Annotated in this window: 25 protein-coding genes; 12 read left to right on the top strand and 13 right to left on the bottom strand. The window is 63.0% G+C overall.

Annotated elements, in window-relative coordinates:
- Positions 1-226 precede the first annotated feature (226 nt).
- Positions 227-628 carry a hypothetical protein gene (locus tag AADX97_RS01150; protein WP_374232737.1) on the top strand — a complete coding sequence of 134 codons (402 nt, stop codon included), beginning with the start codon at positions 227-229 and terminating at the stop codon, positions 626-628.
- A 226-nt stretch (positions 629-854) separates the two neighbouring features.
- Here the strand turns inward: AADX97_RS01150 and AADX97_RS01145 are convergent, their stop codons facing one another.
- Complete coding sequence (locus AADX97_RS01145; protein ID WP_374239266.1) at positions 855-1,814, bottom strand: serine hydrolase; 960 nt, start codon at positions 1,812-1,814, stop codon at positions 855-857.
- Between the two features lie 341 nt (positions 1,815-2,155).
- A complete protein-coding gene (locus AADX97_RS01140; RefSeq protein ID WP_374232739.1) occupies positions 2,156-2,515 on the bottom strand; it encodes a TusE/DsrC/DsvC family sulfur relay protein in 360 nt (119 codons plus the stop codon).
- A 314-nt stretch (positions 2,516-2,829) separates the two neighbouring features.
- On the opposite strand from AADX97_RS01140, the gene AADX97_RS01135 reads away from it, so the two are divergent.
- Both AADX97_RS01135 and gmd read left to right on the top strand, forming a co-directional pair.
- Positions 2,830-3,810: a GDP-L-fucose synthase family protein gene (locus AADX97_RS01135; RefSeq protein ID WP_374232740.1), complete on the top strand. Its 981-nt coding sequence runs from the start codon at positions 2,830-2,832 to the stop codon at positions 3,808-3,810.
- An 83-nt stretch (positions 3,811-3,893) separates the two neighbouring features.
- Entirely contained in the window at positions 3,894-4,985 is a 1,092-nt protein-coding gene (gene gmd, locus AADX97_RS01130) for a GDP-mannose 4,6-dehydratase (RefSeq protein WP_374232741.1), read from the top strand.
- A gap of 845 nt (positions 4,986-5,830) precedes the next feature.
- Here gmd and AADX97_RS01125 read toward each other — a convergent pair.
- The 8 genes from AADX97_RS01125 to AADX97_RS01090 form a co-directional block, all read right to left on the bottom strand.
- Positions 5,831-6,151, bottom strand: a complete 321-nt coding sequence (locus AADX97_RS01125) for a hypothetical protein (protein ID WP_374238917.1) — start codon at positions 6,149-6,151, stop codon at positions 5,831-5,833.
- Positions 6,152-6,713: 562 nt separating this feature from the next.
- Positions 6,714-7,757, bottom strand: coding sequence for a succinylglutamate desuccinylase/aspartoacylase family protein (locus tag AADX97_RS01120; RefSeq protein WP_374232743.1), 1,044 nt, complete (start codon positions 7,755-7,757; stop codon positions 6,714-6,716).
- Between the two features lie 252 nt (positions 7,758-8,009).
- A complete protein-coding gene (gene rimK, locus AADX97_RS01115) occupies positions 8,010-8,915 on the bottom strand; it encodes a 30S ribosomal protein S6--L-glutamate ligase (RefSeq protein ID WP_374232744.1) in 906 nt (301 codons plus the stop codon).
- Between the two features lie 270 nt (positions 8,916-9,185).
- Positions 9,186-9,668, bottom strand: a complete 483-nt coding sequence (gene lspA, locus AADX97_RS01110) for a signal peptidase II (RefSeq protein ID WP_374232745.1) — start codon at positions 9,666-9,668, stop codon at positions 9,186-9,188.
- 82 nt (positions 9,669-9,750) lie between these two features.
- Positions 9,751-12,582 carry an isoleucine--tRNA ligase gene (ileS, locus tag AADX97_RS01105; protein ID WP_374232746.1) on the bottom strand — a complete coding sequence of 944 codons (2,832 nt, stop codon included), beginning with the start codon at positions 12,580-12,582 and terminating at the stop codon, positions 9,751-9,753.
- 136 nt (positions 12,583-12,718) lie between these two features.
- Positions 12,719-13,717 (bottom strand): bifunctional riboflavin kinase/FAD synthetase, encoded by a 999-nt coding sequence (gene ribF / locus AADX97_RS01100; RefSeq protein ID WP_374232747.1) that lies wholly within the window; start codon positions 13,715-13,717, stop codon positions 12,719-12,721.
- A 301-nt stretch (positions 13,718-14,018) separates the two neighbouring features.
- Positions 14,019-15,554 carry a murein biosynthesis integral membrane protein MurJ gene (murJ, locus tag AADX97_RS01095; RefSeq protein ID WP_374232748.1) on the bottom strand — a complete coding sequence of 512 codons (1,536 nt, stop codon included), beginning with the start codon at positions 15,552-15,554 and terminating at the stop codon, positions 14,019-14,021.
- Between the two features lie 485 nt (positions 15,555-16,039).
- Entirely contained in the window at positions 16,040-16,336 is a 297-nt protein-coding gene (locus tag AADX97_RS01090; RefSeq protein ID WP_374232749.1) for a glycine zipper domain-containing protein, read from the bottom strand.
- A 335-nt stretch (positions 16,337-16,671) separates the two neighbouring features.
- On the opposite strand from AADX97_RS01090, the gene rpsT reads away from it, so the two are divergent.
- Positions 16,672-16,935, top strand: coding sequence for a 30S ribosomal protein S20 (gene rpsT / locus AADX97_RS01085; RefSeq protein ID WP_374232750.1), 264 nt, complete (start codon positions 16,672-16,674; stop codon positions 16,933-16,935).
- 198 nt (positions 16,936-17,133) lie between these two features.
- Here the strand turns inward: rpsT and lgt are convergent, their stop codons facing one another.
- The 3 genes from lgt to AADX97_RS01070 form a co-directional block, all read right to left on the bottom strand.
- Positions 17,134-17,964, bottom strand: a complete 831-nt coding sequence (lgt, locus tag AADX97_RS01080; RefSeq protein ID WP_374232751.1) for a prolipoprotein diacylglyceryl transferase — start codon at positions 17,962-17,964, stop codon at positions 17,134-17,136.
- 142 nt (positions 17,965-18,106) lie between these two features.
- Positions 18,107-18,682 (bottom strand): hypothetical protein, encoded by a 576-nt coding sequence (locus AADX97_RS01075; protein WP_374232752.1) that lies wholly within the window; start codon positions 18,680-18,682, stop codon positions 18,107-18,109.
- Positions 18,683-18,776: 94 nt separating this feature from the next.
- Positions 18,777-19,325 (bottom strand): Smr/MutS family protein, encoded by a 549-nt coding sequence (locus AADX97_RS01070; RefSeq protein WP_374232753.1) that lies wholly within the window; start codon positions 19,323-19,325, stop codon positions 18,777-18,779.
- Between the two features lie 268 nt (positions 19,326-19,593).
- On the opposite strand from AADX97_RS01070, the gene surE reads away from it, so the two are divergent.
- The 8 genes from surE (at position 19,594) to ccoP (ending at position 26,727) form a co-directional block, all read left to right on the top strand.
- The gene (gene surE / locus AADX97_RS01065; RefSeq protein WP_374232754.1) at positions 19,594-20,343 is read left to right on the top strand and encodes a 5'/3'-nucleotidase SurE; all 750 of its coding nucleotides are present in this window, start codon (positions 19,594-19,596) and stop codon (positions 20,341-20,343) included.
- Positions 20,322-21,005: a protein-L-isoaspartate(D-aspartate) O-methyltransferase gene (locus AADX97_RS01060; protein WP_374238798.1), complete on the top strand. Its 684-nt coding sequence runs from the start codon at positions 20,322-20,324 to the stop codon at positions 21,003-21,005. The genes surE and AADX97_RS01060 overlap by 22 nt, the downstream gene beginning before the upstream one ends.
- Before the next feature lie 186 nt (positions 21,006-21,191).
- Positions 21,192-22,100, top strand: a complete 909-nt coding sequence (locus AADX97_RS01055) for a peptidoglycan DD-metalloendopeptidase family protein (protein WP_374238916.1) — start codon at positions 21,192-21,194, stop codon at positions 22,098-22,100.
- 30 nt (positions 22,101-22,130) lie between these two features.
- Entirely contained in the window at positions 22,131-23,195 is a 1,065-nt protein-coding gene (gene rpoS / locus AADX97_RS01050) for an RNA polymerase sigma factor RpoS (protein ID WP_374232756.1), read from the top strand.
- Positions 23,196-23,423: 228 nt separating this feature from the next.
- The gene (gene ccoN / locus AADX97_RS01045) at positions 23,424-24,857 is read left to right on the top strand and encodes a cytochrome-c oxidase, cbb3-type subunit I (protein ID WP_374232757.1); all 1,434 of its coding nucleotides are present in this window, start codon (positions 23,424-23,426) and stop codon (positions 24,855-24,857) included.
- A 14-nt stretch (positions 24,858-24,871) separates the two neighbouring features.
- Positions 24,872-25,618 carry a cytochrome-c oxidase, cbb3-type subunit II gene (gene ccoO, locus AADX97_RS01040; protein ID WP_374232758.1) on the top strand — a complete coding sequence of 249 codons (747 nt, stop codon included), beginning with the start codon at positions 24,872-24,874 and terminating at the stop codon, positions 25,616-25,618.
- Entirely contained in the window at positions 25,611-25,826 is a 216-nt protein-coding gene (locus AADX97_RS01035) for a cbb3-type cytochrome c oxidase subunit 3 (protein WP_374232759.1), read from the top strand. Before ccoO ends, AADX97_RS01035 begins: the two co-directional genes overlap by 8 nt.
- The gene (gene ccoP, locus AADX97_RS01030; protein ID WP_374232760.1) at positions 25,813-26,727 is read left to right on the top strand and encodes a cytochrome-c oxidase, cbb3-type subunit III; all 915 of its coding nucleotides are present in this window, start codon (positions 25,813-25,815) and stop codon (positions 26,725-26,727) included. Before AADX97_RS01035 ends, ccoP begins: the two co-directional genes overlap by 14 nt.
- Positions 26,728-26,757 lie beyond the last annotated feature (30 nt).

The following is a 26,757-nucleotide window of genomic DNA, read 5'->3' as shown; positions in this document are numbered from 1 at the left end:
GTCTCTCGCGGCCGACCGAATGCCGGCTGACGATCGCGATGGTGGCGCCCAAGAATTGCAGCATACAGAAACGCGTGACACGCCAGACCCTCGTGACGCCGCTCCGCGGTGTCACGCATGCCCCAGGCGCTCCGCGTCACGTGACGCTCCGCCCGGAGTTACGAACAAGGCATGCCATCGGTATATCATTAGCGCTCAGAGATCATTCTAAGCGGGGGGTGTTTCGATGGATCGCGCGCGTGAAAGCCAAGAGATTTGGGTCTTTTCGACCTTGGTTGCGGGGTTTGCCTTATCGTTCTTGATCGCCGTGGTGCCTCACTTCGACGGCGCCTACCGGCTCGAGCCATTGATGCTGGCCGCTTGGATGATTCCCTATTTCATCCTGTCGGTGATCGTGTGGTTCCTGCGTGGCCCTACCCGGCTGCGTACCATCCTCGGCGTAGTCTGTATACAGCTGCTCACCGTTTTGATTCAGCGCGCCATTCTCGGCGACCCCGTCGGCATGTCGCTGTTTCTGGTGCCGCTCGTGACCGCCGTCGGCCTGCTGCTCCTGATCCCTCAACTGTGCGGACGCATCGAGGAGGGGCCTCTGGGGCCGATCTGCGTGCGGCTTCTGAAGCGGACCTAGCGGTCGGGGCGGGCAGTGATGTGTAGGGGCGGCTTTAGCCGCCTCATGTTGTGGGGTTGGCGGGGTGGACGACTCAAGTCGCCCCTACGCCAAAGGCGATTCCCAGGCGGACTAAATTCGTAGGTTGTGCTGACGATAGGAAGCGCAACTTGCATCGATGATAGGTTGTGCCTCGCACGGCTCGGCTCAGTCTGCCTCGCTGCGCCCCTAAACCCCTGCACTGTCGTCAGACCAGTCGGTAATTGTTCTTCATGTCCTGGTAGACCAGGTTCGACACGCGCCGGATCACGTCCCCACGACTGCGGATCCATACTCCGTAGTTTTCGGCGCGGCTCGGTCGCTCGATGATTCCGACCACCGTGTAGGCGTGGTTTCGACCGCGCTGATCCGGGATCTCGATCACCCCCATGTCGCCGCAGAGCATCGCGGTCGAGCCGGTCTTATTGTAGACCTTCGCCGCCGTCGGTAAGCCGGCCACACCCTTGGACAAGCGGTCGCCGCCCGGCAATGCCATCATGCGCAGCAGCTCTTTGCTGTTGGGCATGCGCCCGTCCCAAACCGAGATCAAGAAGCGGCTGTAATCGTGCGCAGATGCCTGGTTGCGATAGGTCTGGCCGGTCGTCGGGATCTTCTCGACGATGCGGGTCTCTTGGAAGACGGCGGGTGCGCGCTGCTTGAGGACCAGCTCGACATCCGCCGGGCCTCGGCGCGACTGGCGCTCGCTGACCAGATCCATGATCTTGTTGGTATCCGGATTGCTGCTGCGCTGGAGCATCCGCTCCATGGTCGTGCGCACCTCGTCCGTGTAGCGAACCTGGCCGCGGTTGCCGTCCATCTGGAAGAAGTAGGCCTGCGCAACGAGCGGCTTGATCATGCTCGCGGCTTGTCGCGGCACGCCCTCGTTGATCGAGACGATCTTCTTGCGGGCGGTGAAATCGTACACCGACCAAGAGGTCTTCTCGTTGGGCTGAAGCAGCCCTTGGCGACGCATGCTCGTCACCATCTCCACGACTTGGCGCTGCAAGGATGTTCGGTTCGAGGCCGCCTCGGCAAGGTCGGGCACCCCTCCGACCAAGAGTCCCGCGGAGGTCGCGGCAAGCGCCCCAAGAAAGGTGCGTCGATCGGGACGAAGCGGGTGCTCGTCTTCGGCGATCGGCTGTGCGTCGACAGAATTGCGCGCGTACATCATTGGTTCCCCCCCCGTGATCCGGATTCGGCCTGCCGCCGCCTGCCGGTCCGGTTGAGCAGTGATTCCGAGCATCCCCGGCCGGCGTCACAACACGTCCGGTACAGGCTTCAGCCTCGGACGTCCCCAAGCGAAAGGCGGTAACAGTTCGAGGGCAAGGATAGGCGGGACCGACCGGATTGGCAAGCAAACGCCGACGAAAAGACGCGATATGTCAGAAGGATTGCGTCCGTTATTGATGAGAGTTCGGACGAATCCTGTCGGCCTCTTTGCGCGATGTCGGTCGGGTGACCGACATCGCGGCGGCAGCGCACGAGCGCGCGCCGCGACTCGAGAACCCCCTACTGGACGCTTCCGAACGACTTGTCCACCGCGCCCGACGGGGCCTGGAGCCCGGCGAACCGACAGCCCTGCGCGACCGGACCGCCCGGGAAGATCCCGTAGAGATACTTGAGGCCGCCGCGGCCGTGGAACGCCTCTTCGAGCGCGTCGTGAAGATCCCGCACATTGGGTTTGTCGTGACGTGCGAAATAGTCCTGCAGCGCCTTGATCATGTCCCAGTGATCATCGCTCAGCGTCACCGCGTCGGCCTGAGCCGCAGCGATCGCCTGCTCGCGCGTCCAGTCCTCCGGGGCGTCCGGAAACCCGGCGTCGCGAACTACGGAGCCCGGATTCATGATCTCACCCATGCTTTGTGCCACGATCGTTACCTCCTGAGAATGAATGATGGGTCGTCGTTGCAGTGCTGCAGCCGGAGATTCCCTCATCGGCAGCACTGTGCCCGATGCTTCGACCCGGGCGGCCGAGAAGCCGGTCCGACGTCGCGCTCGGTAGGGAACGAGTGTCGAACCTGACGGCGGTTCCGTCAACCGGTTGCTGCAGGGCGGTTGCTGCGGGGCGCAAGGCGCGCACGCCGGCATTTCGCGGATTCTTGCCGCGCAAGGCTGGTGAGTCGACCCATGATGGCGCTACCCTACGCACTCCCGAACACACAGCATCCAAGACGGAGATTGGCGTGAGCGAGCAGGACAAGGTCGGGTCGAGGGTTTATGTCGCCGGACATCGCGGCATGGTGGGTGCCGCCATCGTGCGCCGGTTGGAGGTCGCGGGTGTCTCGGGCATCCTCGCGCGCACCCACAAGGAGCTCGATCTCACGGATGCGCGCGAGGTCGATGCCTTCTTCGCCGAGACGCGCCCGTTCCGGGTCTATCTGGCGGCGGCCAAGGTCGGCGGGATCCAGGCCAACAACAGCTTCCCGGCCGAGTTCATCCACCAAAACCTGATGATCGAGGCCAACATCATCCATGCCGCTTGGCGCAACGGTGTGGAGCGCCTGCTCTTTCTCGGCAGCTCCTGCATCTATCCGCGCCTCGCCCCGCAGCCGATCGCCGAAGAGGCCCTCTTGACCGGACCGCTCGAGTCCACCAACGAGCCCTATGCCGTCGCCAAGATCGCCGGGATCAAGCTCTGCGAGTCCTACAATCGTCAGTACGGGACGGACTTCCGCAGTCTGATGCCGACCAATCTCTACGGACCCGGCGATAACTTCGATCTGGAAAACAGCCACGTCATCCCCGCGCTGATGCGCAAGTTCCACGAGGCCAAGACCCAGGGTGCGTCCGCGGTGACCGTCTGGGGAACCGGCACGCCGCGCCGGGAATTCCTGCATGTCGACGACCTCGCCGACGCCTGCGTGCACCTCATGGGGCTCTCGCCCGAGACCCACCGGGTACATACCCGGCCGATGTGCTCCCATGTCAACGCCGGAGTCGGGGAAGACGTCAGCATCCGCGAGCTCGCCGAGATCATCGGCGAGGTGGTCGGCTTCAAAGGCGAGATTCGCTTCGACACCGACAAGCCCGACGGCACCCCGCGCAAGCTCCTCGACGTCAGCCGTCTCGCCGCCCTTGGCTGGACCGCGCGTACCCGGCTGCCCGACGGATTGGCACAGACCTACGCTTGGTTCCTCGACCATCAGGACGCGCTCAGGACATGAGACCTGACCGAGGATGGACCGCTTCGTCCAGGGCCGACGCAACGGCAACACAACACATTGCATATCGTCATCGGGGTAAGGACATGACCACCAAAAAGGCGCTGATTACGGGCATCACGGGGCAGGACGGGGCCTATCTGGCGGAGCTGCTGCTCTCCAAAGGCTACGAGGTGCACGGCATCAAGCGGCGGACCTCGCTCTTCAACACGGACCGCATCGATCATCTCTATCAGGATCCGCAGCAACCGGATCGGCGTTTCGTCCTGCATCACGGCGACATGACCGACTCCTCGAGCCTGATCCGCATCATGCAGCAGGTCCAACCTGACGAGCTCTACAACCTCGCCGCCCAGAGTCATGTCGCCGTCTCCTTCGAAGAGCCCGAGTACACCGCCGACTCCGACGGTATCGGAACACTGCGCTTGCTCGAGGCGATCCGCATCCTTGGCCTTGTGCGCAAGACCCGCTTCTACCAGGCATCCACCTCCGAGCTGTACGGCAAGGTCCAAGAGGTGCCCCAGAGCGAGACCACGCCCTTCTACCCGCGCTCGCCCTACGCGGTCGCCAAACTCTACGCCTACTGGATCACCGTCAACTACCGCGAGGCCTACGGCATCTACGCCTGCAACGGCATCCTCTTCAACCACGAGAGTCCGCGGCGCGGCGAGACCTTCGTCACCCGCAAGATCACCCGCGGACTCGCCCGCATCAAGCTCGGCCTGCAGGATCGGATCTATCTCGGCAACCTCGATGCAAAGCGCGACTGGGGCCATGCCAAGGACTATGTCCGCATGCAATGGATGATGCTCCAGCAGGACGCCCCCGAGGACTTCGTGATCGCTACCGGGCACCAATACTCGGTGCGCGACTTTGTTGCCGCCGCCGCCGCCGAGGTCGGTATCCGGATGCGCTGGGAGGGCGCCGGCCAGCTCGAAAAAGGCTTCGACGATGCCACCGGCGCCTGCATCGTCGCCGTCGATCCGCGCTACTTCCGCCCGACCGAGGTCGAGACCCTGCTCGGCGACGCCACCAAGGCCCGCGAGCGCCTCGGCTGGTCCCCCGAGATCGGCTTCGAGGCGCTCGTCGCCGAGATGATGCGCGAAGACCTCAAAGAGGCCGAAAAAGACGCCCTATGCCGGCGCGAAGGCTTCAACGTGGCCGAACGGCACGAGTAAGTCCGGGCCTTCGCTCCCCAATGAAGGCCGGGGCGACGTAGGGACAAGGCGCGCCGACGAGGCGTAGCGGTCACTGCGGCGAGGAAGTGCAATGCCGGCCCGAAGTGCACGGGAAGTGTACTTCTGCAAAAACCACGTGCGCTTGGTGTTAATGGTCCGGCATCACCACCCGCAGCATCTTGCCGACCAGGAGACGTCCCGAGCCGATATCGCCGAATATCGGGCGCCGTCCCTCGACCACAGTGCTCTCGTGCGAAGACCCCGCCGGTGAATGTCCGTCCGAACAGGTCCATGGGGACGGACGATACCTAAGGTCAGATGCAGTGTGCAGTGTGGGTAAAAGACAGCTACACCGCCCATCCCTGGACAGCTCCCGGCGCCCGCATCGGCCCGGAAGGAAAGGGACGTTGCGGCGCAGGGGCAGGTTCAGCCTGCGCTATCGTGATGTCCAGGAACGCAGGGTCGACCGAACAGGCACCATCGTCATCCTGTTCGACGGCCGAGTGGCGGACGCTCGGAGTTTACGGATCTCGTAATGACGTGCCGGAGGCGACCCTCAGGGATCCGTTTGAACGCAGGTGACGCATGACAAGGACGTTCTCCTTCGTTCGATCATTGCGTATTCGCAATAGAATTTCACGACTTGTGATCTAGCCCTGAAGGGGGTTAAGTGCTGCGGAGGTAACCTCGAAAGCGGCCCTCGGTTGCCTCCATGGCGAGATCAAAACATAGGATTCGAGGATCGTTATTGACGATTTATGGATTTCGGTTGACGTATATGGAGGGAAGATGGACATAATCGAACACGATCTGATGGATCTCCTCGGATTCGCGTCGCAGCAGCACTATTGCTGACCCTCGGGGGCGGTGTCACGCTCACCTCGCTCGGTAATCTCCTGGGCTTCGGACCGATCGATCTCGGGTTGTTTTCGGTACCTTTCACCGTGTTTGCGATGGTCGGCGTGATCTTCGGCCGCGAGCCCTTGCCCGTACAGGATGCCATGATCGCGGAGATTCAGCGTCGTCTCGACGCCCGTTCCGCTTGATCCGAGTTCTGTCCGGGACAGAAGGTCGAGATCATCGAAGGCCCCTTCCGCGGGCTTGACGCCATCTTCAAAGTCCACCAAGGAGAGCGCCGAGCCCAACTCTTGATCGAGCTGCTGCATCGCCAAGTCACCCTGACGATACCCATAGCAGACATCCGCCGCTCTACCTGACCACCGAAGATTCTCAAGGGGCGACTTCAGTTAGCGCCGAGCAAAGCTCGGCGTCTCTTGCCGGGTGAAAGCCCCGGTCGGGCAAGGGTTAGCCACCCGCCCGTATCGCGTGTTGGTCCTGTTGCGGAGCGGCGCAAGTCGCGAACAAGAGACAGGGCAAGCGTACACAGAGAATCCTGCAGGCCGCAGGGGAGATCGCGCTCCCTGAAGTGCTGGTACAGCTTCGAGATCGCCAACCCGCGGATGGCGACGGGGTACTGAACCCGGAAGCCGAGATGAAGCACGCGTAAGGGCGAGTGTGTGGATGTCCGTCGGAGTCGACAGGCCGTGGCATGCAGGAAGAGAGGCGCCGGAGAACTCGGGAAGCCTCGAAGGCTCCTGTGGGACGAGGATGGCTGCTACGACCCGAGCGATTTCAACGATGGGCTGCTGTTGGGGTTGAAGGGCACGATGGCGCAGGCGGAAGTCCAGTGTTCTCCTTGTTCTCCGCTCGCGCGCGAAAGGGCAGGGATCAAATGATGACCGTCTCCTCCTCGTCATCCGGATCCAGAGCATCGCGGTACTGTTCCAACAAGGCCGCGGCGGCCTCCGGCTTGCCGAAGCAGGCGAGGTGATAGAGTGCCTCGCCCTCGGTGATGAGCGGGAGGTTGGTGCGGCCGATGACGATACCGCTCACGGGGGAAAGCACCGGGTCGTCGACCGGTCGGAAGGGGTCGGTGATGATACCCAGGGTGTCGCCCTTGTTGACATGGGCGCCGAGCGGGGTGAGCGAGAGCAGGATGCCGCTCTGCCCGGCACGGATCCAGACGCTGGAGCGGGCGACGAGCGGCTCATGGCCGATGGCCCGCCTTGCGGGGCTGCCGCGGATCATGCCGACATGGCGCATGACCCCGAGGATACCGCGGAGGCCCGCACGCACGGCGAACTCGTCGAAACGCAGCGCCTCGCCGCCCTCGTAGAGCAAGATGGGGATGTCGCGTGCGGTGGCCTCCGCGCGCAGCGATCCGGGTCGCACCTCGGCGTCGAGGATGACCGGTGTCTCGAAGGCACGTGCCAAAGCCGGCATGCCTTCGCCGGCACTGAGGGTGACCCTGATCTGCGGCAGGTTCTCGCGATGGATCGCGCCTGTGTGTAGATCGATCCCGTGGGTCGAGCCCTCGATCACCTCGCTAATCAGGGTCGCGGCCAGGCGTGCAGCGAGCGAGCCCTTCTCCGAGCCCGGAAAGCTGCGGTTCAGGTCACGTCGGTCAGGTAAGTAGCGCGATTGGCGGACATAACCGTAGACGTTGACGACGGGCACGGCGAGCAGCGTACCCTGCAGGCGGCTCAACGACTTCTGCATCAACAGCCGTCGAATGATCTCGACCCCGTTGATCTCGTCGCCGTGGACCGATGCCGTCACGAACAGACGGGGACCGGGTTTGCGGCCTCGGATGACATGCACCGGCATGAAGACCGGCGTGGTGGTGTAGAGATTGGGCAGCGGGATGTCAACCCTGGCGCGCTCGCCGGGCTGGATCTCGCGACCGGCGATGGTAACGGAGGCTGCGGTCATCGGATGGCGTCCTTGGAGACAGACGCCGTGATCTTGTCATGAAATTGCCATCTTGTGGGGTTTGGCTTTCTGCCTGCTGCCTGCTGCCTCCGGCTATCAGCTCTCAGCTCTCGGCTCTCAGCTTCCAGGCTGACGGGAGCCGTTGAGCCGCTCAGGCGATGCAGGATAATGCTGGCGGCTGGCTACTAACCACTAACCACTAACCACTAACCACTAACCACTAACCACTAACCACTAACCACTCTCCCCCGGTCACCCCTGCCCCCGCGTCCGCGTCTTGCCGAGGACCGCGTTCTTCTCGACGAGCTCGATCATTTGCGAGGCGATGTCCTTGCCGGTGGCCCGCTCGATCCCCTCGAGCCCGGGGGATGAGTTGACCTCCATCACCACCGGGCCATGGTTGGAGCGCAGGATGTCGACGCCGGCGACGTTCAAGCCCATGATCTTGGCGGCTCGGGTGGCGGTCGAGCGTTCCTCGGGTGTGATGCGGATCAGCGAGGCGCTTCCGCCGCGATGGAGGTTGGAACGGAATTCGCCGGGCTTGGCTTGGCGTTTCATGCTCGCGACGACCTTGTCGCCGATCACGAAACAGCGGATGTCGGCGCCGTTCGCTTCTTTAATGTACTCCTGAACCAGGATGTTGACCTTGAGGCCCATGAATGCCTCGACCACGCTTTCGGCGGCCTGCTGGGTCTCGGCGAGCACGACGCCGATGCCCTGGGTGCCCTCCAGCAGCTTGATGACCAGCGGCGCGCCGCCGACCATCTTGATCAGATCCTCGACGTCATCCGGTGCGTGTGCGAAACCGGTGATCGGCAAACCGATCCCTTTGCGCGATAGCAGCTGCACGGAGCGGAGCTTGTCGCGAGCGCGGGTGATGGCGACCGATTCGTTCATCGGATAGACCCCGAGCATCTCGAACTGACGCAACACCGCCGTCCCGTAGAAGGTCACCGAGGCGCCGATGCGCGGGATGACGGCGTCGAAGTCTCTCAGCTCCTCGCCTCGATAATGGATCGAGGGTGCGTGCGAGGTAATGTTCATGTAGCAACGAAGGACGTCGACGACCTTGGTTTCGTGTCCACGCATGCGCGCAGCCTCGACGATGCGCCGAGTCGAATAGAGCGTCGGGTTGCGCGAGAGGATGGCGATTCTCATGGCGAAGCCTTCTGGTGGTGGGTCTTTTCGTCTCGACGGACGCGGGTCTTGGAGATGGCTGCGTGCGGGTCCCGTCGAGCGGGATTGCTCGGGGGTCCTGTGTGATTCGTGATTTGGGCTCGCGATCGGGCCTGCATGATACCGAGAACGAGCCGTTGCGATCGCTCGGGTATACCCTCGACCGATCGTCCAACGCTTCGACCCCTCAGTCTGCGTGGTTGCGGAGCCGCCTGCCTCGGGAGCGAGTGGATCCGTGCGGCGCGCTCTGGCTCACGTGCGCTCGCTCTCCCGCAAGGTTGCGATCAGCATGACGACAACGCCGACACTGATGGCGCTGTCCGCAATGTTGAACGAGGGCCAGGGATTGAAGATGGCGAGCGGGATAAACGGAAGATAGACCTGAATAAAGTCGACCACATGACCGAGCATGACTCGGTCGATTAGGTTGCCCACAGCCCCGCCGATCAAGAGTGCCAGTCCGAACGCTAGGGTGTCCTCTCCGGATTTCAGGCGCAGCAGCCAGACGGTGAGTGCGACCGTAATGCCGACGGCCGCAAGGGCGAGCAGCCAACGCTGCCAACCCCCGGCATCGGCCAGGAAGCTAAAGGCGGCGCCGGTGTTGAACATCAGGGTCAGATTAAAATTCGGGATCAGCTCGATGATCTCGAAGGGTTCGAGCAGACCCAGTACCAACCACTTGGTGGCTTGATCCAGAACCAGCACCACGAGCGAAAGCCAGAGCCAGTGTTTCATAGCGCCCCCTTTGGTGCTCGGGCAAGTCGCCGAGTGGGTCGCGGAGTCGACCGGTGCGGCGTCTGTCGCCGACGCGTGGGCCTTAGGCATAACGGCGGATCTCGCCCGTGCCTGCGACGTTTTCCACACAGCGTTCGCAAAGCTCGGGGTGATCGGCATGTGTTCCCACGTCGGGCCGATGATGCCAGCAGCGCACGCACTTGGTCCGCTTGGAGGGTCGCACCCGCACTGCGAGCCCCTTCAGCTCGGTCTCGACCGCATCCGTCGGCTGCTCGCTTGACGGGTGCAGACGGACCTCCGAGGTGATGAGCGCAAAACGCAGCTCCTCGCCTAGGCGAGCGAGGACGGCGCCGAGGGGCTCGGCACAATAGAGATCCAGCTCGGCATCCAGCGATGAGCCGATCAGCCCCGCCTTGCGCGCGGTTTCCAGCGCAGGTCCGACGGCCAGCCGGGTCGCGATGACCTGATCCCAGAAGGCGCGGTCCATGGGGTCGCCGTCGGCGAGCGGGAAGAGTCCCGCGTACCAGGTCTCGACGAACACGGTCTCGGCGCGCTCGCCCGGCAGGTGCTGCCAGATCTCCTCGGCGGTGAAGCTGAGGATGGGGGCGAGCCAGCGGCTCATGGCTTCGGCGATGTGGTACATCGCGCTCTGGCAGGAGCGACGCGGCAGGCTGTCAGCCTGCGTGGTGTACTGACGGTCTTTGATGACGTCCAAATAGAAGGACCCCATGTCGACGACACAGAACTGCTGGACCTTCTGATAGATAAGGTGGAACTGGTAGTCGCGATAAGCCTCGATGACCTCCTGCTGAAGCTGGAAGGCGCGATCCACAGCCCAACGGTCCAGTTCCAGCATGGCTTCGGGTGCAACGCTGTCGGTCGCCGGATCGAAGCCGTTGAGGTTGGCGAGCAGGAAGCGCGCGGTGTTGCGGATGCGTCGGTAGGCATCGGCGGTGCGTTTGAGGATCTCGTCGCTGACGCTCATCTCGGTGCGGTAGTCGGTGGCCGCGACCCACAGACGGATGATGTCCGCCCCCAGGGTCTTCATGACATCCTGCGGCTTGACCACGTTGCCCTTGGATTTGGACATCTTCTCGCCCTTGGCATCGACCGTGAAGCCGTGGGTCAGCACCTGCCGATAGGGCGCGCGGTCGTGCATGGCGACCGAGGTCATGAGCGAGCTTTGGAACCAGCCGCGGTGCTGGTCCGAGCCTTCCAGATAGAGATCGGCGGGCGCACGCAACCCGTCGCGATGCTCGAGCACGCAGGCGTGGGTGACGCCGGAATCAAACCAGACATCCAGTGTGTCGTGCACCTTGTCGTACTCGGCACCTTCGGTCTCGCCGAGGAGGTCGGCCGGCTCCAGTGCGAACCAGGCCTCGATGCCTTGCTGCTCGACCCGCCTTGCGACCTCCTCGATCAGCTCGGCGGTGCGCGGATGCAGCTCGCCCGTGACCTTATGGACCAAGAGTGTAATCGGCACACCCCAGGTACGCTGGCGCGAGATGCACCAGTCCGGCCGGCCCTGGACCATGCCTTCGATCCGGCTCTGACCCCAGTCGGGCATCCAGCTCACATGGCCGATCTCGCGCAGGGCGGCCTTGCGCAGCCCATGCTTCTCCATACCGATGAACCACTGCGGCGTGGCGCGGAAGATGATCGGCGTCTTGTGCCGCCAGCAATGCGGATAGCTATGCGTGAAGCGGGTCGCCAGCAGCAGCGCGCCTCTGGCCTTCAGGGTCTCGACGACCTGCTCGTTGGCCTTGAAGACGTTCTCGCCCGCGAAGAGCGGCGTGTCGGGCAGGAAGCGTCCATCGCCGCCGACCGGGTTGTGGACCGGCAGGTGATAGCGCTGACCGACGATGTAGTCCTCCAGACCATGGCCCGGCGCGGTGTGGACGGCCCCGGTACCGGCGTCGAGCGTCACATGCTCGCCGACGATCACCGGCACCTCGCGATCGTAAAAAGGATGCCTGAGCTTGAGCCCCTCGAAATCGATGCCGCGCCCGTAGCCGAGCACCCGATACTGCTCGATGCCCCAGCGGTCCATGGTGTCCTTGAGCAGACCCTCGGCGACGATCAGGCGCTCGTGGCCCTGCGCGGACTCGACCGCGACGACCACGTACTCGAGCTCGGCATTGAGCGCGACGGCTTGGTTGGCAGGGAGGGTCCAGGGCGTCGTGGTCCAGATGACGATCGAGGCCGGACCCTCGCCGCAGCCGTTCGGCGTGCCGTGACAGCGCGCCGCGAGCGACTCGGGCTCGGCAACGGGGAAGCGCACGTCGATGGCGATCGATTGCTTGTCGGCATACTCGACCTCGGCCTCGGCCAGGGCCGATCCGCAGTCGATGCACCAGTGCACCGGCTTGAAGCCCTTCTGGACATGGCCGTTGGCGATGATGCGCCCGAGCGAGCGGATGATCTCGGCCTCGAAGGCGAAGTCCATCGTGAGATAAGGATTCTCCCAGTCGCCGAAGACACCGAGACGCTTGAAATCGGCACGCTGACCGTCGACCTGTTTGGCGGCATAGTCGCGACAGGCGACGCGAAATTCAGCGGCGCTGATCTTATGCCCCGGTTTGCCCTTCTTCTTTTCCACTTGCAGCTCGATCGGCAGGCCGTGACAGTCCCAGCCCGGCACGTAGGGCGCATCGAATCCATCGAGCGTGCGCGCCTTGACGATGATGTCTTTGAGCACCTTGTTGACCGCATGGCCGATGTGGATTTCGCCGTTAGCGTAGGGCGGGCCGTCGTGGAGGATGAAGGTCGGAGCGCCCGCTCGGGCTTGGCGGATCAGGGAATAAAGCGCCATCGACTCCCAGCGCTCGAGCATCGCGGGCTCGCGCTGGGCGAGGTTCGCCTTCATCGGAAAGCCCGTGTTCGGGAGATTCAAGGTGTCTTTATAGTCGGTCACGTGGCTTGCTCTCGGTGCGTCGGAAGGGGTCGCGTAGGATCCTCGAACGGGCTCCGGGGCGAACAGGGTACGATTGTGGCTTGCTCGGCCGCGCGAGGCAAAGGCGATCGCGTCCGGGTCCGAACCTCGAGCCGACTCAGGGCCGGAGGCCGGCGCCCGGGGGCAATGGGTGGCTGCCAGGGTCATGCTGCGCGGTCGATCGGAGATACTCGCGCGCGACCCGCGCATCGATCTGAATCTGCTCCTTGAGCGCGTCGAAGGACTCGAAGCGCTTCTCGTCGCGCAGCTTCAGCCGAAACTCGACCTCCAGATGGTGTCCGTAGATCTCTCGGTCAAAGTCGAAGAGATGCACTTCGAGCCGATAGTCCTTGCCGTTGACGGTCGGACGTGTGCCGACATTGGCGACGGCCGGGAGCGGGTTCGGTCCGAGCCCGGACACCATGACGGCGTAAACGCCGCGTACCGGGCTGAAACGTCGGTGCAGGTCGATGTTTGCGGTCGGAAAGCCGATGCCGCGACCGCGTTTGGCGCCGTGGGAGACGCGGCCTTGCATCCGGTAAGGGCGCCCGAGCAGGTGTCGGGCCTGCTCGAGGTCGCCGCGACCGAGCGCCTCGCGCACCCGAGTGCTGCTGATCCGCTCGGCGCCGTGGGTGATGGTATGCAGATCCTCGACCTCGAACCCGCTGCCGTCGTTCCGGCCGGCCTGGCCCATCGCGTGCAGCAGGGCATAGTCCCCCTCGCGGCCGCGACCGAAGCGGAAGTCGTCGCCGACCAGGAGATAGCGCACGCCGAGCCCGTCGAGCAGAAGCCGTTGCACGAAGTCGCGTGCACCCATCCCGGCGAGTTTGGGGTTGAACTCGAGGAGCATCACCTGCTCGATGCCGCAGTCCTGGATCGCCGCCAACTTTTCACGCAGACGGGTGAGCCGCGCGGGGGCCGACTCGGGTGCGAAAAACTCCATCGGCTGCGGCTCGAAGGTGATGACGGTCGCCGGCAGACCGAGCTCGCGTCCGCGTGCCAACAGCCGCTGGAAGACGGTCCGATGTCCCAAGTGGATACCGTCGAAGTTGCCGATGGTCGCAACGCAACCTCGGTCGGTCTGGCGCAGGTTGTATAAGCCTCGGATCAGCCGCATTGCCATCTGCCTCGGGAAACCGGAACGCCAGTATACGCGAGCACCGGAAGACCCCGAACCATCCCCGGCGATTCACGCTCGAACACGATGTCTCGACGATCCCGCCGATGAAGCGTGCCGTCGTTCGGCTAGTGGAGCACTGCAGAGATTCCGAGACCGTCCGAGATCATTTTCGTTGTCGTTGTCGCATCGATGGTCGATGACGACAACGACAACGAACGGTCTCGACACATCTGCCGTGCCGCACTAGTCTCCGGGGCAAGGCGAAACCCGCCCGAATCATGCCGAGCGGGGCTTGGTCTTATTCGCGCCCCATGAAGTGCCGTGGACGAATGCCCATCGCGAGCAGCGCTCCCGCATAGACGGCCCCGCCGACCAGGATCCACATCAGCAGACGCCAGATCCGCTCGCCGACACCCATGGCGATCCAATCCGCCGTCGTACCGACGCCCCAGTAGATGATCATCCCCATCAGGAGGTTGGCGATCAGCGCCTTGATCATCAGCGGGATCCATGTGTGCTCCGGGCGAAAGATGCGCTCTTTGAGCAGTCCGCGCAGCAGCAAGCCGGCGTTGGTGATGGCCGCGATCGTCGTGGCCGCTGCAAGCCCGGCATGGCCGAACGGGAACATCAGGATCAGGTTGAAGACCATATTGGTCACCAGTGCGATCACCGCGATTCGCACCGGGGTCTTCATGTCCTGACGGGCGTAGTAGCCGGGCGCCAACACCTTGATCCCCATGAAGGCGACCAGGCCGAGCGAGTAGGCCATGAGACTCAGTCTGGCCATCTCGACATCGTTCGCGCCGAACTCGCCGGAATAGAAGAGGGTGGCGATCATCGGGCCGGCCAAGAGGAGGAGGCCGACGGCGCAGGGCACGCCCAGCAACAGGACCCAGCGCAGCGCCCAGTCCATCGTGTAGGAGAAGGCGACCGGATCGTCGGCGGCGTGACGCTGCGACAGGCGCGGCAGGATCACGGTCGCCAGCGCCACGGCGAGTATCCCCAACGGGAACTCCATCAACCGGTCGGAATAGTAGAGCCAGGAGATGCTCCCGGTAACCAGGAAGGAGGCAAGCAGGGTATCGAGCAGCAGGCTGATCTGACCGACCGAGACCCCGAAGAGGGCGGGGACCATCAGCTTGATCGTCTTGCGCACGCCCGGATCGTCCGTCGCCAGGCGCGGACGCGGCAGCAGCTTGAGCTGAAGGAGAAACGGGATCTGAAACAACAGTTGTGCGATGCCGGCGATGAAGACGCCCCATGCCAGCGCAACGATCGGCCGGTCCATCAGCGGCGCGAGATAGACCGCGCAGAGGATCAGCGAGATGTTGAGCAGAACGGGCGTGAAGGCCGGGATGCCGAAGCGCTCGTAGGTGTTGAGGATGCCGCCCGCGAAGGCGGTCAGCGAGATGAACAAGAGATACGGAAAGGTCAGGCGCAGCATCTCGGTGGCCAGGGACAACTGCTCTGGCTCGTTCACGAAGCCCGGGGCGAAGACCAGGATCAGCACGGGCGCACCCAGGACACCCAGCACCGTGACCAGCAGCAGAACGGCCCCGAGCGTGCCGGCGACCGCATCGACATAGGCCTTGAGCGCCTCGAAGCCCCGCTTCTCCTTGTACTCGTTGAGTACCGGCACGAAGGCCATGGAGAAGGCGCCTTCGGCGAACAACCGGCGCATGAAGTTCGGGATCTTGAAGGCGACGAAGAAGGCATCCGTTCCGGCGTCGGCGCCGAAGATCCGGGCGACCACTAGGTCGCGTACGAAGCCGAGGACCCGCGAGAGAAAGGTGTTGCTACCGACCTTGGCGATGGAGGCGGCGAGTGAGGCCACGGCTGATGGGACTCCGCAAAAAGCGCGGATTATAGGGGTGTGGGGTGGCGGCGGCGATCGATCTATCGATCGGATCAGCCGAAGCGCACCGGTCAAGCGCAGACCTCTGGGGTTTCGGATCTGTGCGACGCCCCGAGGTCAGGTCGGGATCTAAACCGCGCCCAGTGCGGTATGCGTCATTTGTGGGAGTGGCTTGGCCGCGCCAGCTCCGACGGCTGTCGGAGCTGGCGTGGTTTAAAGTAATAAAAAATATCAAATTTTAAACCGCGTCTCACCGACACCGAGGACATCTCCGAAGCCAAACGCAGCATGAAAATGACGCATGTCGCTCTGGACGCGGTTTAGAGGGCGGCGCCGGCGGTGCGAAGCACCGCGGCGTCGTGTCCGCCAGGACGGAGGCGCGTCTGACTGATCGGCGTTGAGGCGGGAGCCGACTGCTCGGGCGGTGAGGATTATGGCTTGCGGACCTATCGGCTGGCCGGTCGTCAGTAGCTCGTGGACTGTTGCTGGTAGAGCTGCTGGTTGCGCTGAGCCTCCCAAGCCTCGCGATCGCGCTGCTGCTGAAGCTCCTTCTCATGCTGATCGTACGCAAAGGCACCGAGCGCACCCACACCGGCCCCGATCAGGGCGCCGCGACCCGCGTTGGCGCTAGCGGATCCGATAGCCGCGCCTGCCGCGGCACCGGCCGCCGCGCCGCTCGTCGTGCGTGACGCCGTCGTCGTGCCGCAGCCGACAAGTGTGATGGCTAGGATCGCCGTGATAAATGAGGGAAAGGTCTTCATGTTTCCGATCTCCGATTGCACGGGCCTCCGTGCTCTTTTTAAGGATGGATGCGGCTCTGTCCGGGAACGCGCGGGATGTGATTCCGTTAATGCCGGGAGCTGGGATGGAAAACGGGTAATTCAAGCGATCATGCGTGCGTATCGCTGTCGATGTTGACGCTCGACAGCTTGGCGCAGATCGTCGCTACGGATTCGGCCTTTGTTTCTACTGACTTTTGATCCGTCATGGCCGCTTTTCCTCGTTGCCCAGATTGACAGCACCCGAGGGCACATGGATACTAAGCGGTCTTTACTTGGATTACAGCACTAGAGCGCCGGATTTTCAGGAGACCCCTTTGGCCAACTCAGCACAAGCTCGCAAACGCGCCCGTCAAGCAGAAGACCGCCGTCAGCAGAACGCCTCGCAGCGCAGCACCCTGCGCACCTTCATGAAGAAGGTTATCAAAGCCATCCAGGCCGGCGACAAAGAAGCAGCCGTTCAAGCCTTCAAGGACGCGGTTCCGCGTATTGACCGAGCCGCGCGCAAGGGCCTCATCCATGCCAATAAGGCCGCTCGTCACAAGAGCCGGATGAATGCCCACATCAAGGAGATGAGCTAGTCGCTGTTCGGCACCCTTCTCCGGCGCAAGTAAAAACCGGCCTTCGAGGCCGGTTTTTTTATGTCTGCATCGGGGGGTGAGAGAGCCGTCAGCCGTCGACACCCTGCAATCCAAAAAGCTCACGGCTGATAGCTGATAGCTGATAGCTGAACGCGAGCGTCCCGCCGCAGCCGGCCGCCTGCACTTGGGGGTCTCGGCCTACGACGCCGCGCGACGCTTGTAGGCGAGCGCGAGCAGCAGTGCGCCGAACAGGATCATGGGCATCGACAGAAGTTGACCCATCGTCAGCCAATCGAAGGCGAGATAGCCGATATGGGCGTCCGGCACGCGCACGAATTCAACGGCAAACCTCGAGAGGCCGTAGCCGAGCAGGAAGACTCCCGAGACGGCCATCATGGGGCGCGGTTTGCTGGAAAAGAGCCAGAGGACAATGAAGAGGGCAAGACCCTCGAGCGCGGCCTGATAGAGCTGCGACGCATGCACCGGGATGCTCCAGACCGTCCCTTGTGGCAGATCCGCGCATTGCGCCGGAAATTCCAGGCAGGGTAGACGCATCCCCCAGGGGAGATCGGTCCGGTGACCCCAGAGCTCGCCGTTGATGAAGTTGCCGATCCGCCCGGCGAAGAGTCCGAGCGGAACGAGCGGTGCAAGGAAGTCCCCGACCTGGAAAAACTGTATGCGATGGCGGCGCGCGAACAAGTAGATCGCGATCAGAACCCCGATCAGCCCGCCATGGAAGGCCATTCCGCCTTCCCAGACCTTCAGGATGTTCAGCGGGTTCGCGGCTAGTTGGTCGAACCCGTAGAAAAGCATGTAGCCGAGCCGACCCCCGACAATGGTGCCGATGACGCCGTAGAAGATGAGGTCATCCACCATCTCCGTGGTCCAGCCCGACCCGGGCCGGCCCGCCCGCCAACGCCCCAGCATCCAGGCGGCGGCGAATCCGACGAGGTACATGAGCCCGTACCAATGGATCCGCAGGGGTCCAAGGCCGAGTGCGACGGGATCGATATCGGGGTAGGTCAACATGGCGGTTCTAGTATACAGGGCGGTTTCGGGTTGCAAGATTTAAGTTTCGAGACGCATGGCATTGAGTGTTGGGGCTGCATCTGTCAGGCAATCGTGGGTCAGGCAATCGCAGTGGACTGCCGACAGCCTATCGTCGGCCCGATCAATCGCCGAGCCCTGGCTCCGGGGTCGGAACGCCACGGACGAAGGCATGCGCCGTGCCTCGGAAGTCGAAGCTCGGAAGTTTGGACTGAAACTGCCCGGTGAATTGAGATGCCCACTCCGGGGCGGTCCCCTCGGAATCCACGCGGAGCGGGTCGACGAGCTTGGCCCCGGGCCTGATCCGGCGCAGGGACGTTGCCGAGAAGCCGGCGATGCCCGTGTATCGGAAGATCCCGTAGAAGCCCTCGGCCCCATAGCTCCCGCCGTGATTCAAGGTCGATTCTGCGAGACCGAGGTCCGCGAGCGGGAGGTTCTGGGCTGATTTGTGTGGCTCGTCGAATGCCTCGAAGGCGTGGATCTGAACCCCTGTGTCGCGCGACCAGCCGAATGCCTCGGTCAAGAAGGCGGCGCTCGTCGCGACGTTGAAATACGCCTGGAAGGCATTGATGCCTGGCTGCTCGATCCGGGTGTCGCCGTCGGCGAGATGCTCGCAGACAAGGGCGAATGCCGATCCGGCCACTCCAGCCACCGCGGAAACAAGGATCAGGATCGCGATGAGCCGCAGGACGCCGGCCATGGTTCCGCACCATGTCCGACGGCCTGGCGCGCCCGTCGGAGGGTTCGGATTCCGTACGGCGAGATCAGGATTCACGGCGTGGGACGGCAAGAGCTCAGGGCGTTCGGCTCGACTTGCTCGGGTTGCGCAGCAGGACATAGACGGCGCCGGTCCCGCCGTCGCGCCGCGTGGCCGAGCAGAAGGCCAGTACCTCGTCGTAGAGACGTAGCCAATAATTGACCTTCTGTTTGAGGACCGGCTGCCGACCGGCGGAGCGATAGCCCTTTCCGTGGACGATGAGGGCGCAGCGGACATGGCGCCGGCCGCATTCGGCAAGGAACTCCACCAGGAGACCGCGTGCCTGCTCGGCATGGAGTCCGTGTAGGTCGAGCTCGAGTCCGACCTCGATGCCGCCGCGCTGCAGCTCGGCCATCAGGCGCCGTTGGACACCCGGGCGCGTGAAGAAGAGAAACTCATGCGTCTCCACCTCCGACTCGGACAGCAGCGTGCCGCCTTGTTCTTCGGGCAACTCCAGCGGGCGCGGTCGCGGGACGGGAGGCGGTCTGCGCCGTTGATGCTCGACTTGGTCATGGCGTGCCGGCTCGGCGTCCTGGACATGCTCGCGAAACAATGCCAAATCAGATTCTTGGATTTGTTTCTTCATGTCTGGACAGGGTATCGTTGCGCTGCGGCGGAAGGTGTCGTCTGCTGGTCCGACTTAAACCGGGTCCAGAGCGCCATGCGTCGTTTTCAATTTGCGTTCGGCTCGCGTCGAGTCGTCGTTCAGCGCCGCAGTATAGCAGCGCTGCCCGACGAGTCGGGCCGAAGCGCTCGGGGTGTCGGTTGGGGTACTTTTGAGTATGATCCGGGCGTCCCCGACGCGGTCGACCCTGATCGAGTATCGGTTTTCTCCTGATGTGGTTTAGGACGACATGAAGATTCTCGTGAGCAACGACGACGGTTATCAGTCGCCCGGTCTGATCAGGCTTGCCGACGCACTTTCCGCGCTCGGGGATGTTCTCGTCGTGGCGCCCGAGCGCGACCGAAGCGGCGCGAGCAATTCATTGACGCTCGATGTGCCGCTGCGGGCCACCCGAATGGCCAACGGCTACATCCGTGTCGACGGGACCCCGACCGATTGTGTCCACCTCGCCTTGACCGGCCTTGCGGATGTCGACCCCGATATCGTGGTGGCGGGGATCAATCACGGCCCGAATCTCGGCGACGACGTGCTCTATTCCGGGACCGTTGCGGCGGCCACCGAGGGGCGGTTTCTCGGCTTGCCGGCGATTGCGGTCTCCATGTCTGCGCACGAGCCGCAGCACCTTGAAACCGGCGCCGCGGTGGCGGTTGAGCTGGTCACTCGGTTGCGGGAGGCGCCGCTCGAGTCCACCATCATCCTGAACGTGAATGTACCGGACGTTCCATACGACCAGGTCAAGGGCTTCGTTGCGACGCGCTTGGGGCATCGGCACAAGGCGGAGGCCGTCGTCCCCGCGCTTGATCCGCGCGGGCGTCGTATCTACTGGGTCGGACCCGCCGGTCCGGAGCAGGACGCCGGGCCCGGCACGGATTTCTTCGCCGTGCGCAGCGGATTCGTCTCGATCACCCCCTTGCAGGTGGATCTGACGCGACACAGTGCGTTGGAATCCGTCCGTCAATGGTTGGATACCCGCCCTTGAGCGCCGGGGCTGCCCACCAAGGGATCGGGATGACCTCGCAGCGCACCCGCGCTCGCCTGATTCAGCGTCTGGAAGAGGCGGGGATTCGAATGCCCGAGCTTCTCGACGTGATTTGGCGATTGCCGCGCCATCTGTTCGTCGACGAGGCGTTGGCGAGCCGGGCCTACGAGGACTCGGCGCTGCCGATCGGTCATGGCCAGACCATCTCTCAGCCCTACACGGTCGCGCGGATGACCCAGGCGTTGATGGAGCCGTCCAAGCCCGATACTGTGCTTGAGATCGGCACCGGCTCCGGGTTTCAGACGGCTGTCCTGGCATCGCTGGTGCGCCGGGTCTACAGCGTCGAACGGATCGGGGCCTTGCTCGAGCGCGCCCGGGATCGGCTTCGGCTGCTCGAATATCGAAACATCCGGTTTCGGCATGACGACGGTTCGCTGGGCTGGCCCGAATATGCCCCTTACGACGGTATCCTGGTGACGGCCGCGCCGCGTGGTGTCCCGCGCGTGCTGGCCGAGCAGTTGTCGCCCGGGGGCGTCATGATCCTGCCGATTTGGGAAGGGGAGGCACAAGTGCTTCTGCGCATTACGCGCACCGCTCAAGGCTTCGAGCAGGAGGTCCTCGAGCCGGTCAGTTTCGTGCCCTTGGTTGCGGGCGTGTCTTAACCCTGGATCCGGCAGTTGACCGCTTGGGAGCGGGTCGAGAACAAGTAAAACAACTCGACGAGAGAATGCACGGTTGTCGTAATCGACAACGACAACGACAACGACACCGACACCGACACCGACACCGACACCGACACCGATTAAATTCGGTGCTCCACTTGTTTCCGACACGTGACTGATTGCCGTATGCATCGAATGGATCATATCGAGATCTCCAGGGGCCTGCTCGCTCCCCCGTCGGATGATGGTCGCTACGGCCCCTGGGCACGCCCCGCGCGGCGTCGTGCAATGCTGTCGGTCGGCTTCTACGGACGTGTCCTGTGCGTGATCCTGCTGCTCGGGGGGTGCGCCTCGAAAGCGCCGGCACCTGTCGGGGGCTGGGATTGGGTCGGTCCGGTTCCGGATGGCTACTACCTCATCCGTCGGGGCGACACGCTCAGCGAGGTCGCGGCTCGGCACGGCGTCGGTGTTCGGACACTCGCGGGTTGGAATGGCCTGGAGTCACCCTACTCGATCTATGCCGGTCGACTCCTTCGGATCGAGGCCCCCGATGGCTCGCCTGCGCCTCGACCATCCACGTCTCCGAGCACTCCGGCAGTGGTTGCTGCACCGGCGCCCGCGGCGAGTCCGGCGCAGGCGGCCGGTTCCGAGTCTGCTTCGAGAGACGTGCCTCGCCAGGCGGCGGTCCGCTCCGCCGCGAGCCCGGCCGCGGCCTCCGGCGTGTCCTGGGCCTGGCCGCTCGAGGGGTCGCTCGCGCAGCGGTTCAGCGCCGGCGACCGCACGCGCCAAGGGATCCGGATCCGCGGGCGCGCCGGCGAGCAGGTCAAGGCCGCGGGCGATGGCCAAGTCGTCTACAGCGGCGGTGGACTCAAGGGGTACGGGAACCTTATCATCATCAAACACAATGACAAATATCTGAGCGCTTACGGGTTCAATCGCAGGCTGCTCGTTGCCGAAGGGGATCGAGTCAAGCGCGGGCAAGCGGTTGCGGAGGTAGGTCAAGCGGTCGAAGGGGGCGGCTACCTTCTGCATTTCGAGATCCGCCGAGACGGCACGGCCGTCGACCCGCTACTCTATCTGCCTCCGCGAACGTAACCGCGTCCGACCCCACGGAGGAAGATGTGGATGTCAAGCGCCGATCCGCGTGAGCCCACGGTCGATGTTCCCGATCTCGCCGCGGACCTTGACGGCGAGATCCTGCTCGACGGCGAAGACTCCGAGCCGACCGACGAGGATATCGATTCGGACGAGGCAGACCCGGTGGAGTGCGAGCCGGTGGAGTGCGAGCCGGTGGAGTGCGAGCCGATCGAGCCGGCGGCCGTTGAATCCACGTCCGAACGTTTCAGCTCGGGCGAAGGCGATTTCGATGCGACCCGTCTCTATCTGAACGAAATCGGCGAGTCCAAGCTCCTCACCGCGGAGGAAGAGGTCGCGCTCGCGCGCGCTGCTCAGAGTGGCGACAACGCCGCGCGCCAGCGGATGATCGTCTGCAACCTCCGGTTGGTCGTGAAGATCGCCCGACGTTATCTCAATCGCGGCTTACCCCTGTTGGATCTGATCGAAGAGGGGAACCTCGGGTTGATCCGCGCGGTCGAGAAGTTCGATCCCGAGCGAGGCTTTCGGTTCTCGACCTACGCGACTTGGTGGATCCGCCAGACGATCGAGCGGGCGATCATGAATCAAACGCGGACCGTGCGCCTGCCGATTCATGTTGTGAAGGAAATCAACATCTATCTCAAGGCGGCGCGCAAGCTCTCGCAGAGTCTCGATCACGAGCCCACCACCGAAGACATCGCCGTCCTGCTCGATAAACCGATCGGCGAGGTCAAGCGGATGCTCGGGCTGAATGAGCGTATCGCCTCGGTGGATACGCCCTACAGCAAGGATGCCGACAAGCCGCTGGTCGACATGCTCCAGGACGAGGCCGCCGACGATCCGGCCGACCGCATTCAGGACACCGACATTCAAGCCAATCTCGAGCACTGGCTCGGTAAGCTCAATGCCAAACAGCGGGAGGTGGTGGAGCGTCGCTTCGGGCTGCACGGTTACGAGAACTCGACCCTTGAGAATGTCGCCCAGGAGCTGGGCGTGACCCGAGAGCGCGTGCGCCAAATCCAAATGGACGCGCTGAGACGGCTACGCGATATCCTGGAAAAAGAAGGGTTTTCGATCGACGCTTTTTTTAAGTAGTACCGTTCGTCCAGGATGTCAAAATCCCCGGTCCTCACCTGATCCAGATCAATGCTTGTTGCGGTATATCCCATATGGACCAGGTCCGATGCCCTGCTCCTGTGTTGACTTTCCGACTCTGATCAAGTGATATGTTCCGGGCACCGTCGCCCGATCGAGCGACATCATGAGACGGCTGGATCGCCTTATAATCCTTGTTGTTTTCCCGACGTTTTCTGGGAGGGTCTAATGGAAGCCAGTCTGGAACGGAAGTACAACTTCGACGTTGTACGCTGGTTCACGGTCATGGCCGTCGTCTACCTAGTGGTGGGCGCGTCTGTCGGGGTCTATATCGCAGCGGAGCTGGCTTGGCCGGCACTGAATCTCGATAGCCCCTATTTGTCTTTCGGGCGTTTGCGCCCGCTCCACACCAATGCCGTCATCTTCGCCTTCGGCGGCTGTACCCTGATGGCCACCGCCTTCTACACTGTCCAACGCACCTGCGGCGCACGCCTCTGGAGCGACAAGATGGCGTGGTTTACCTTTTGGGGTTGGAATCTGGTCATCGTTCTGGCCGTGATCACCCTTCCGCTGGGTCTGACGCAATCGAAGGAATACGCGGAGCTCGAATGGCCGATCGACATCCTGATCGCCGTGGTTTGGCTCTCGTTCACCATCAATTTCGTGATGACAATCGCCAATCGGAAGTCCTCGCACATTTACGTGTCGAACTGGTTCTTCCTCGGCATGATGGTCATGATCGTCTATCTGCACGTGGTGAACAGCCTGGCCATCCCGGTCGGACTCTTCAAGTCGTATTCGATCTTCTCGGGCGTCCAGGACGCCATGATCCAGTGGTGGTGGGGTCATAATGCGGTCGGGTTCTACCTGACGGCCGGCTTCCTCGGGATCATGTACTACTTCGTGCCGAAGCAGGCAGGGCGTCCGATCTATTCATACCGTCTTTCGGTCATCCATTTCTGGGCCTTGATGTTCGGTTACGTTTGGCTCGGTGCGCATCATCTGCAATATACCGCACTGCCCGATTGGACCGGATCGCTCGGGGCCGCGGTGTCCATCGCGATGATCATTCCCTCTTGGGGTGGCGCCGTGAACGGCATGATGACCCTCTCGGGTGCCTGGGATCGGTTGCGGACCGACTATGTTCTGCGCTTCCTGATCATCGCGCTCGCCTTCTACGCCATGTCGACCTTCGAAGGTCCGGTCATGTCGCTGAAAACGGTCAACGCACTCTCCCATTACACCGACTGGACCATCGGTCATGTGCATTCCGGTGCGCTGGGTTGGGTAGCCGGCATCTCGATCGGTGCCATCTACCACCTCATGACGCGGCTGTATCACACCGAGATGTACTCGGTGCGCCTGATCAACTTCCACTTCTGGACCGCGACGATCGGGACCGTGATCTATATCGTGGCCATGTGGGTCTCAGGAATCATGCAGGGTCTGATGTGGCGTGCCTATGACGAGTACGGCACCTTGGCCTACACCTTCGTTGAATCCGTGGACGCGATGCACCCCTACTACGCCATGCGAACGGTCGGTGGTGCGATCTTCCTGCTCGGCGCCGTCGTGATGCTCTTCAACATCCTGATGACCGTGCGTAAGTCGTTGTCCGAAGGCAGCCTGAGCAAGGCGCGCGCCTTGCCGGCAGCAGCGTGATCCCGGAGTAGCATATGGCCGATAAAAACACAAAGCCGAAGTCCTTTCAGGAATGGATGGAGGTCAATATCTGGGGCTTGCTCATCGTGACGGCCCTGGTGCTGTCCGTGGGCGGGTTGGTGGAGATCGTCCCGCTCTTCTATATGAAGAACACCATGGAGTACCATACCTACCCGGAGATCGTGTGGGACAAGGCCGGAAAAGAGCCGATCGTGACGGTCGACGAGGCGGGTCAGGAGCAATGGAACTGGAAGGCGGGTGAAGGGATGCGTCCCTACACGGCGCTTGAGCTGGCCGGTCGCGACATCTATCAGCGCGAGGGTTGTTATCTGTGCCATTCGCAAATGATTCGTCCCTTCCGTGACGAGCGCGAGCGTTATGGGCATTACTCGCTGGCCTCCGAGTCCATGTTCGATCATCCCTTCCAGTGGGGCTCGAAGCGCACCGGACCGGATCTCGCGCGGGTCGGCGGAAAGTACTCCGACGAATGGCAGCGTCAACATCTGCGCGAGCCACGTTCTCTGGTCCCCGAGTCCGTTATGCCGGGGTATCCCTGGCTGGACGAGAACTACCTGAGCGGCACGAAGATGCAGCGGCACATGCGTGGTATGCGAACCGTGGGGGTGCCCTATTCGGATGCCGATATCGATGCCGCTCCGGCTCTGGTGGAAGGCAAGACCGAGATGGATGCGTTGGTGACCTACATGCAGGTCCTCGGCACCATGGTCGCCCTCGACGAGTCCAAGACCTACCGTGAGTAGCCTGAGCGACTACTTCCAGACTGATTGGCAGGCGATGACGACGAACGATTGGATCGGCACGATCCTCACCGTCGTCATCTTCCTGCTGATGGTCGGTGCCTATTTCTATGTCTTCCGTCCCAAGAACCGGGAAAAGCTCGAAGCCATGAAACATATCCCGTTCGACGAGGACAACGAGAACACCGGAGACCCACATGGCCGAAAATAACCCCTTTCCCGGCGAGAACAATACCGGGCATGTTTGGGACGACAACCTGCGGGAACTGGCGAATCCGCCGCCGCGATGGTGGATGCTCGGATTCTGGGCGTCCATTCTGTTCGTGATCGTGTACACTGTGCTGTATCCGAGCTGGCCCATCGGTCAGAATGCGACACCCGGGCTTTTAGGGTGGACTCAGATTAAGGAGTATGAGCAGGGTGTCGCTCAGGTCGACGCGAAGCGCGGTCCGTTCGAGGAACAGATCGGCCAGATGACCGCCGAGGAGATCATTGCCGATCCGGGCCTGCTGCAGTACACCCTGGCATCGGCCAAGGTACTGTTCGGGGATTATTGCTCCGCCTGTCACGGCAGCGGCGGGCAAGGCAATCCGAGCTATCCGGTCTTAGCGGACGACGACTGGCTCTACGGTGGATCGATCGCGAAGATTAAAGAGTCGATTACGAACGGACGTAAAGGGGCCATGACCGCCCATGCGAGCATCCTTTCCCAGGACGAGATCGATGCGCTTGCCCACTGGGTCGTCGAGATGAGTGACGGCGGCGAAGGCAGTCCGGAGGGTTGGGATTTGTATCGCGCCAAGGCCTGCAACGCCTGTCACGGCGAAAAGGCCAACGGTGTGCTCGCCGAGCTCCCGGGCGGAGAGGTCGTGAGCGTCGGTGCGGCGAACCTCACCGACAGCCTCTGGCGCTTCGCGCCTGGCGGCTTCGAGAGCGCGCGGCATACGATCATGTACGGCGTCAATCAGCCCGGCATTGCCGAGACGCGAGATGCGGTGATGCCGGCCTTCGGTTCGGTGGCGAAGGTCGACAATGTCGAGGTTCGGAAACTCGACGATCAGGACATCAAGAAGCTCGGCATCTACGTTCACCAGCTCGGTGGGGGCGGATGAGCCGACGGGAAGAACGTGCAGACCGGCTCC

The sequence above is a fragment of the Thiocapsa sp. C2-2m genome, from assembly GCF_041903745.1.
Taxonomy (GTDB): Bacteria; Pseudomonadota; Gammaproteobacteria; order Chromatiales; family Chromatiaceae; genus Thiocapsa; species Thiocapsa roseilacustris.
This window is presented reverse-complemented; position numbering and strand designations above follow the sequence as displayed.

What these genes read in the sequence shown, in the direction of transcription:
- AADX97_RS01150 (WP_374232737.1), top strand. Translation starts at nt 227, where the DNA reads ATGGATCGCGCGCGTGAAAGCCAAGAGATTTGGGTCTTTTCGACCTTG.
- AADX97_RS01145 (WP_374239266.1), bottom strand. Translation starts at nt 1,814, where the DNA reads ATGTACGCGCGCAATTCTGTCGACGCACAGCCGATCGCCGAAGACGAG.
- gmd (WP_374232741.1), top strand. Translation starts at nt 3,894, where the DNA reads ATGACCACCAAAAAGGCGCTGATTACGGGCATCACGGGGCAGGACGGG.
- AADX97_RS01125 (WP_374238917.1), bottom strand. Translation starts at nt 6,151, where the DNA reads ATGCAGCAGCTCGATCAAGAGTTGGGCTCGGCGCTCTCCTTGGTGGAC.
- AADX97_RS01120 (WP_374232743.1), bottom strand. Translation starts at nt 7,757, where the DNA reads ATGACCGCAGCCTCCGTTACCATCGCCGGTCGCGAGATCCAGCCCGGC.
- rimK (WP_374232744.1), bottom strand. Translation starts at nt 8,915, where the DNA reads ATGAGAATCGCCATCCTCTCGCGCAACCCGACGCTCTATTCGACTCGG.
- lspA (WP_374232745.1), bottom strand. Translation starts at nt 9,668, where the DNA reads ATGAAACACTGGCTCTGGCTTTCGCTCGTGGTGCTGGTTCTGGATCAA.
- ribF (WP_374232747.1), bottom strand. Translation starts at nt 13,717, where the DNA reads ATGCGGCTGATCCGAGGCTTATACAACCTGCGCCAGACCGACCGAGGT.
- AADX97_RS01090 (WP_374232749.1), bottom strand. Translation starts at nt 16,336, where the DNA reads ATGAAGACCTTTCCCTCATTTATCACGGCGATCCTAGCCATCACACTT.
- lgt (WP_374232751.1), bottom strand. Translation starts at nt 17,964, where the DNA reads ATGTTGACCTACCCCGATATCGATCCCGTCGCACTCGGCCTTGGACCC.
- AADX97_RS01075 (WP_374232752.1), bottom strand. Translation starts at nt 18,682, where the DNA reads ATGGCCGGCGTCCTGCGGCTCATCGCGATCCTGATCCTTGTTTCCGCG.
- AADX97_RS01070 (WP_374232753.1), bottom strand. Translation starts at nt 19,325, where the DNA reads ATGAAGAAACAAATCCAAGAATCTGATTTGGCATTGTTTCGCGAGCAT.
- surE (WP_374232754.1), top strand. Translation starts at nt 19,594, where the DNA reads ATGAAGATTCTCGTGAGCAACGACGACGGTTATCAGTCGCCCGGTCTG.
- AADX97_RS01060 (WP_374238798.1), top strand. Translation starts at nt 20,322, where the DNA reads ATGGTTGGATACCCGCCCTTGAGCGCCGGGGCTGCCCACCAAGGGATC.
- AADX97_RS01055 (WP_374238916.1), top strand. Translation starts at nt 21,192, where the DNA reads ATGCATCGAATGGATCATATCGAGATCTCCAGGGGCCTGCTCGCTCCC.
- rpoS (WP_374232756.1), top strand. Translation starts at nt 22,131, where the DNA reads ATGTCAAGCGCCGATCCGCGTGAGCCCACGGTCGATGTTCCCGATCTC.
- ccoN (WP_374232757.1), top strand. Translation starts at nt 23,424, where the DNA reads ATGGAAGCCAGTCTGGAACGGAAGTACAACTTCGACGTTGTACGCTGG.
- ccoO (WP_374232758.1), top strand. Translation starts at nt 24,872, where the DNA reads ATGGCCGATAAAAACACAAAGCCGAAGTCCTTTCAGGAATGGATGGAG.
- ccoP (WP_374232760.1), top strand. Translation starts at nt 25,813, where the DNA reads ATGGCCGAAAATAACCCCTTTCCCGGCGAGAACAATACCGGGCATGTT.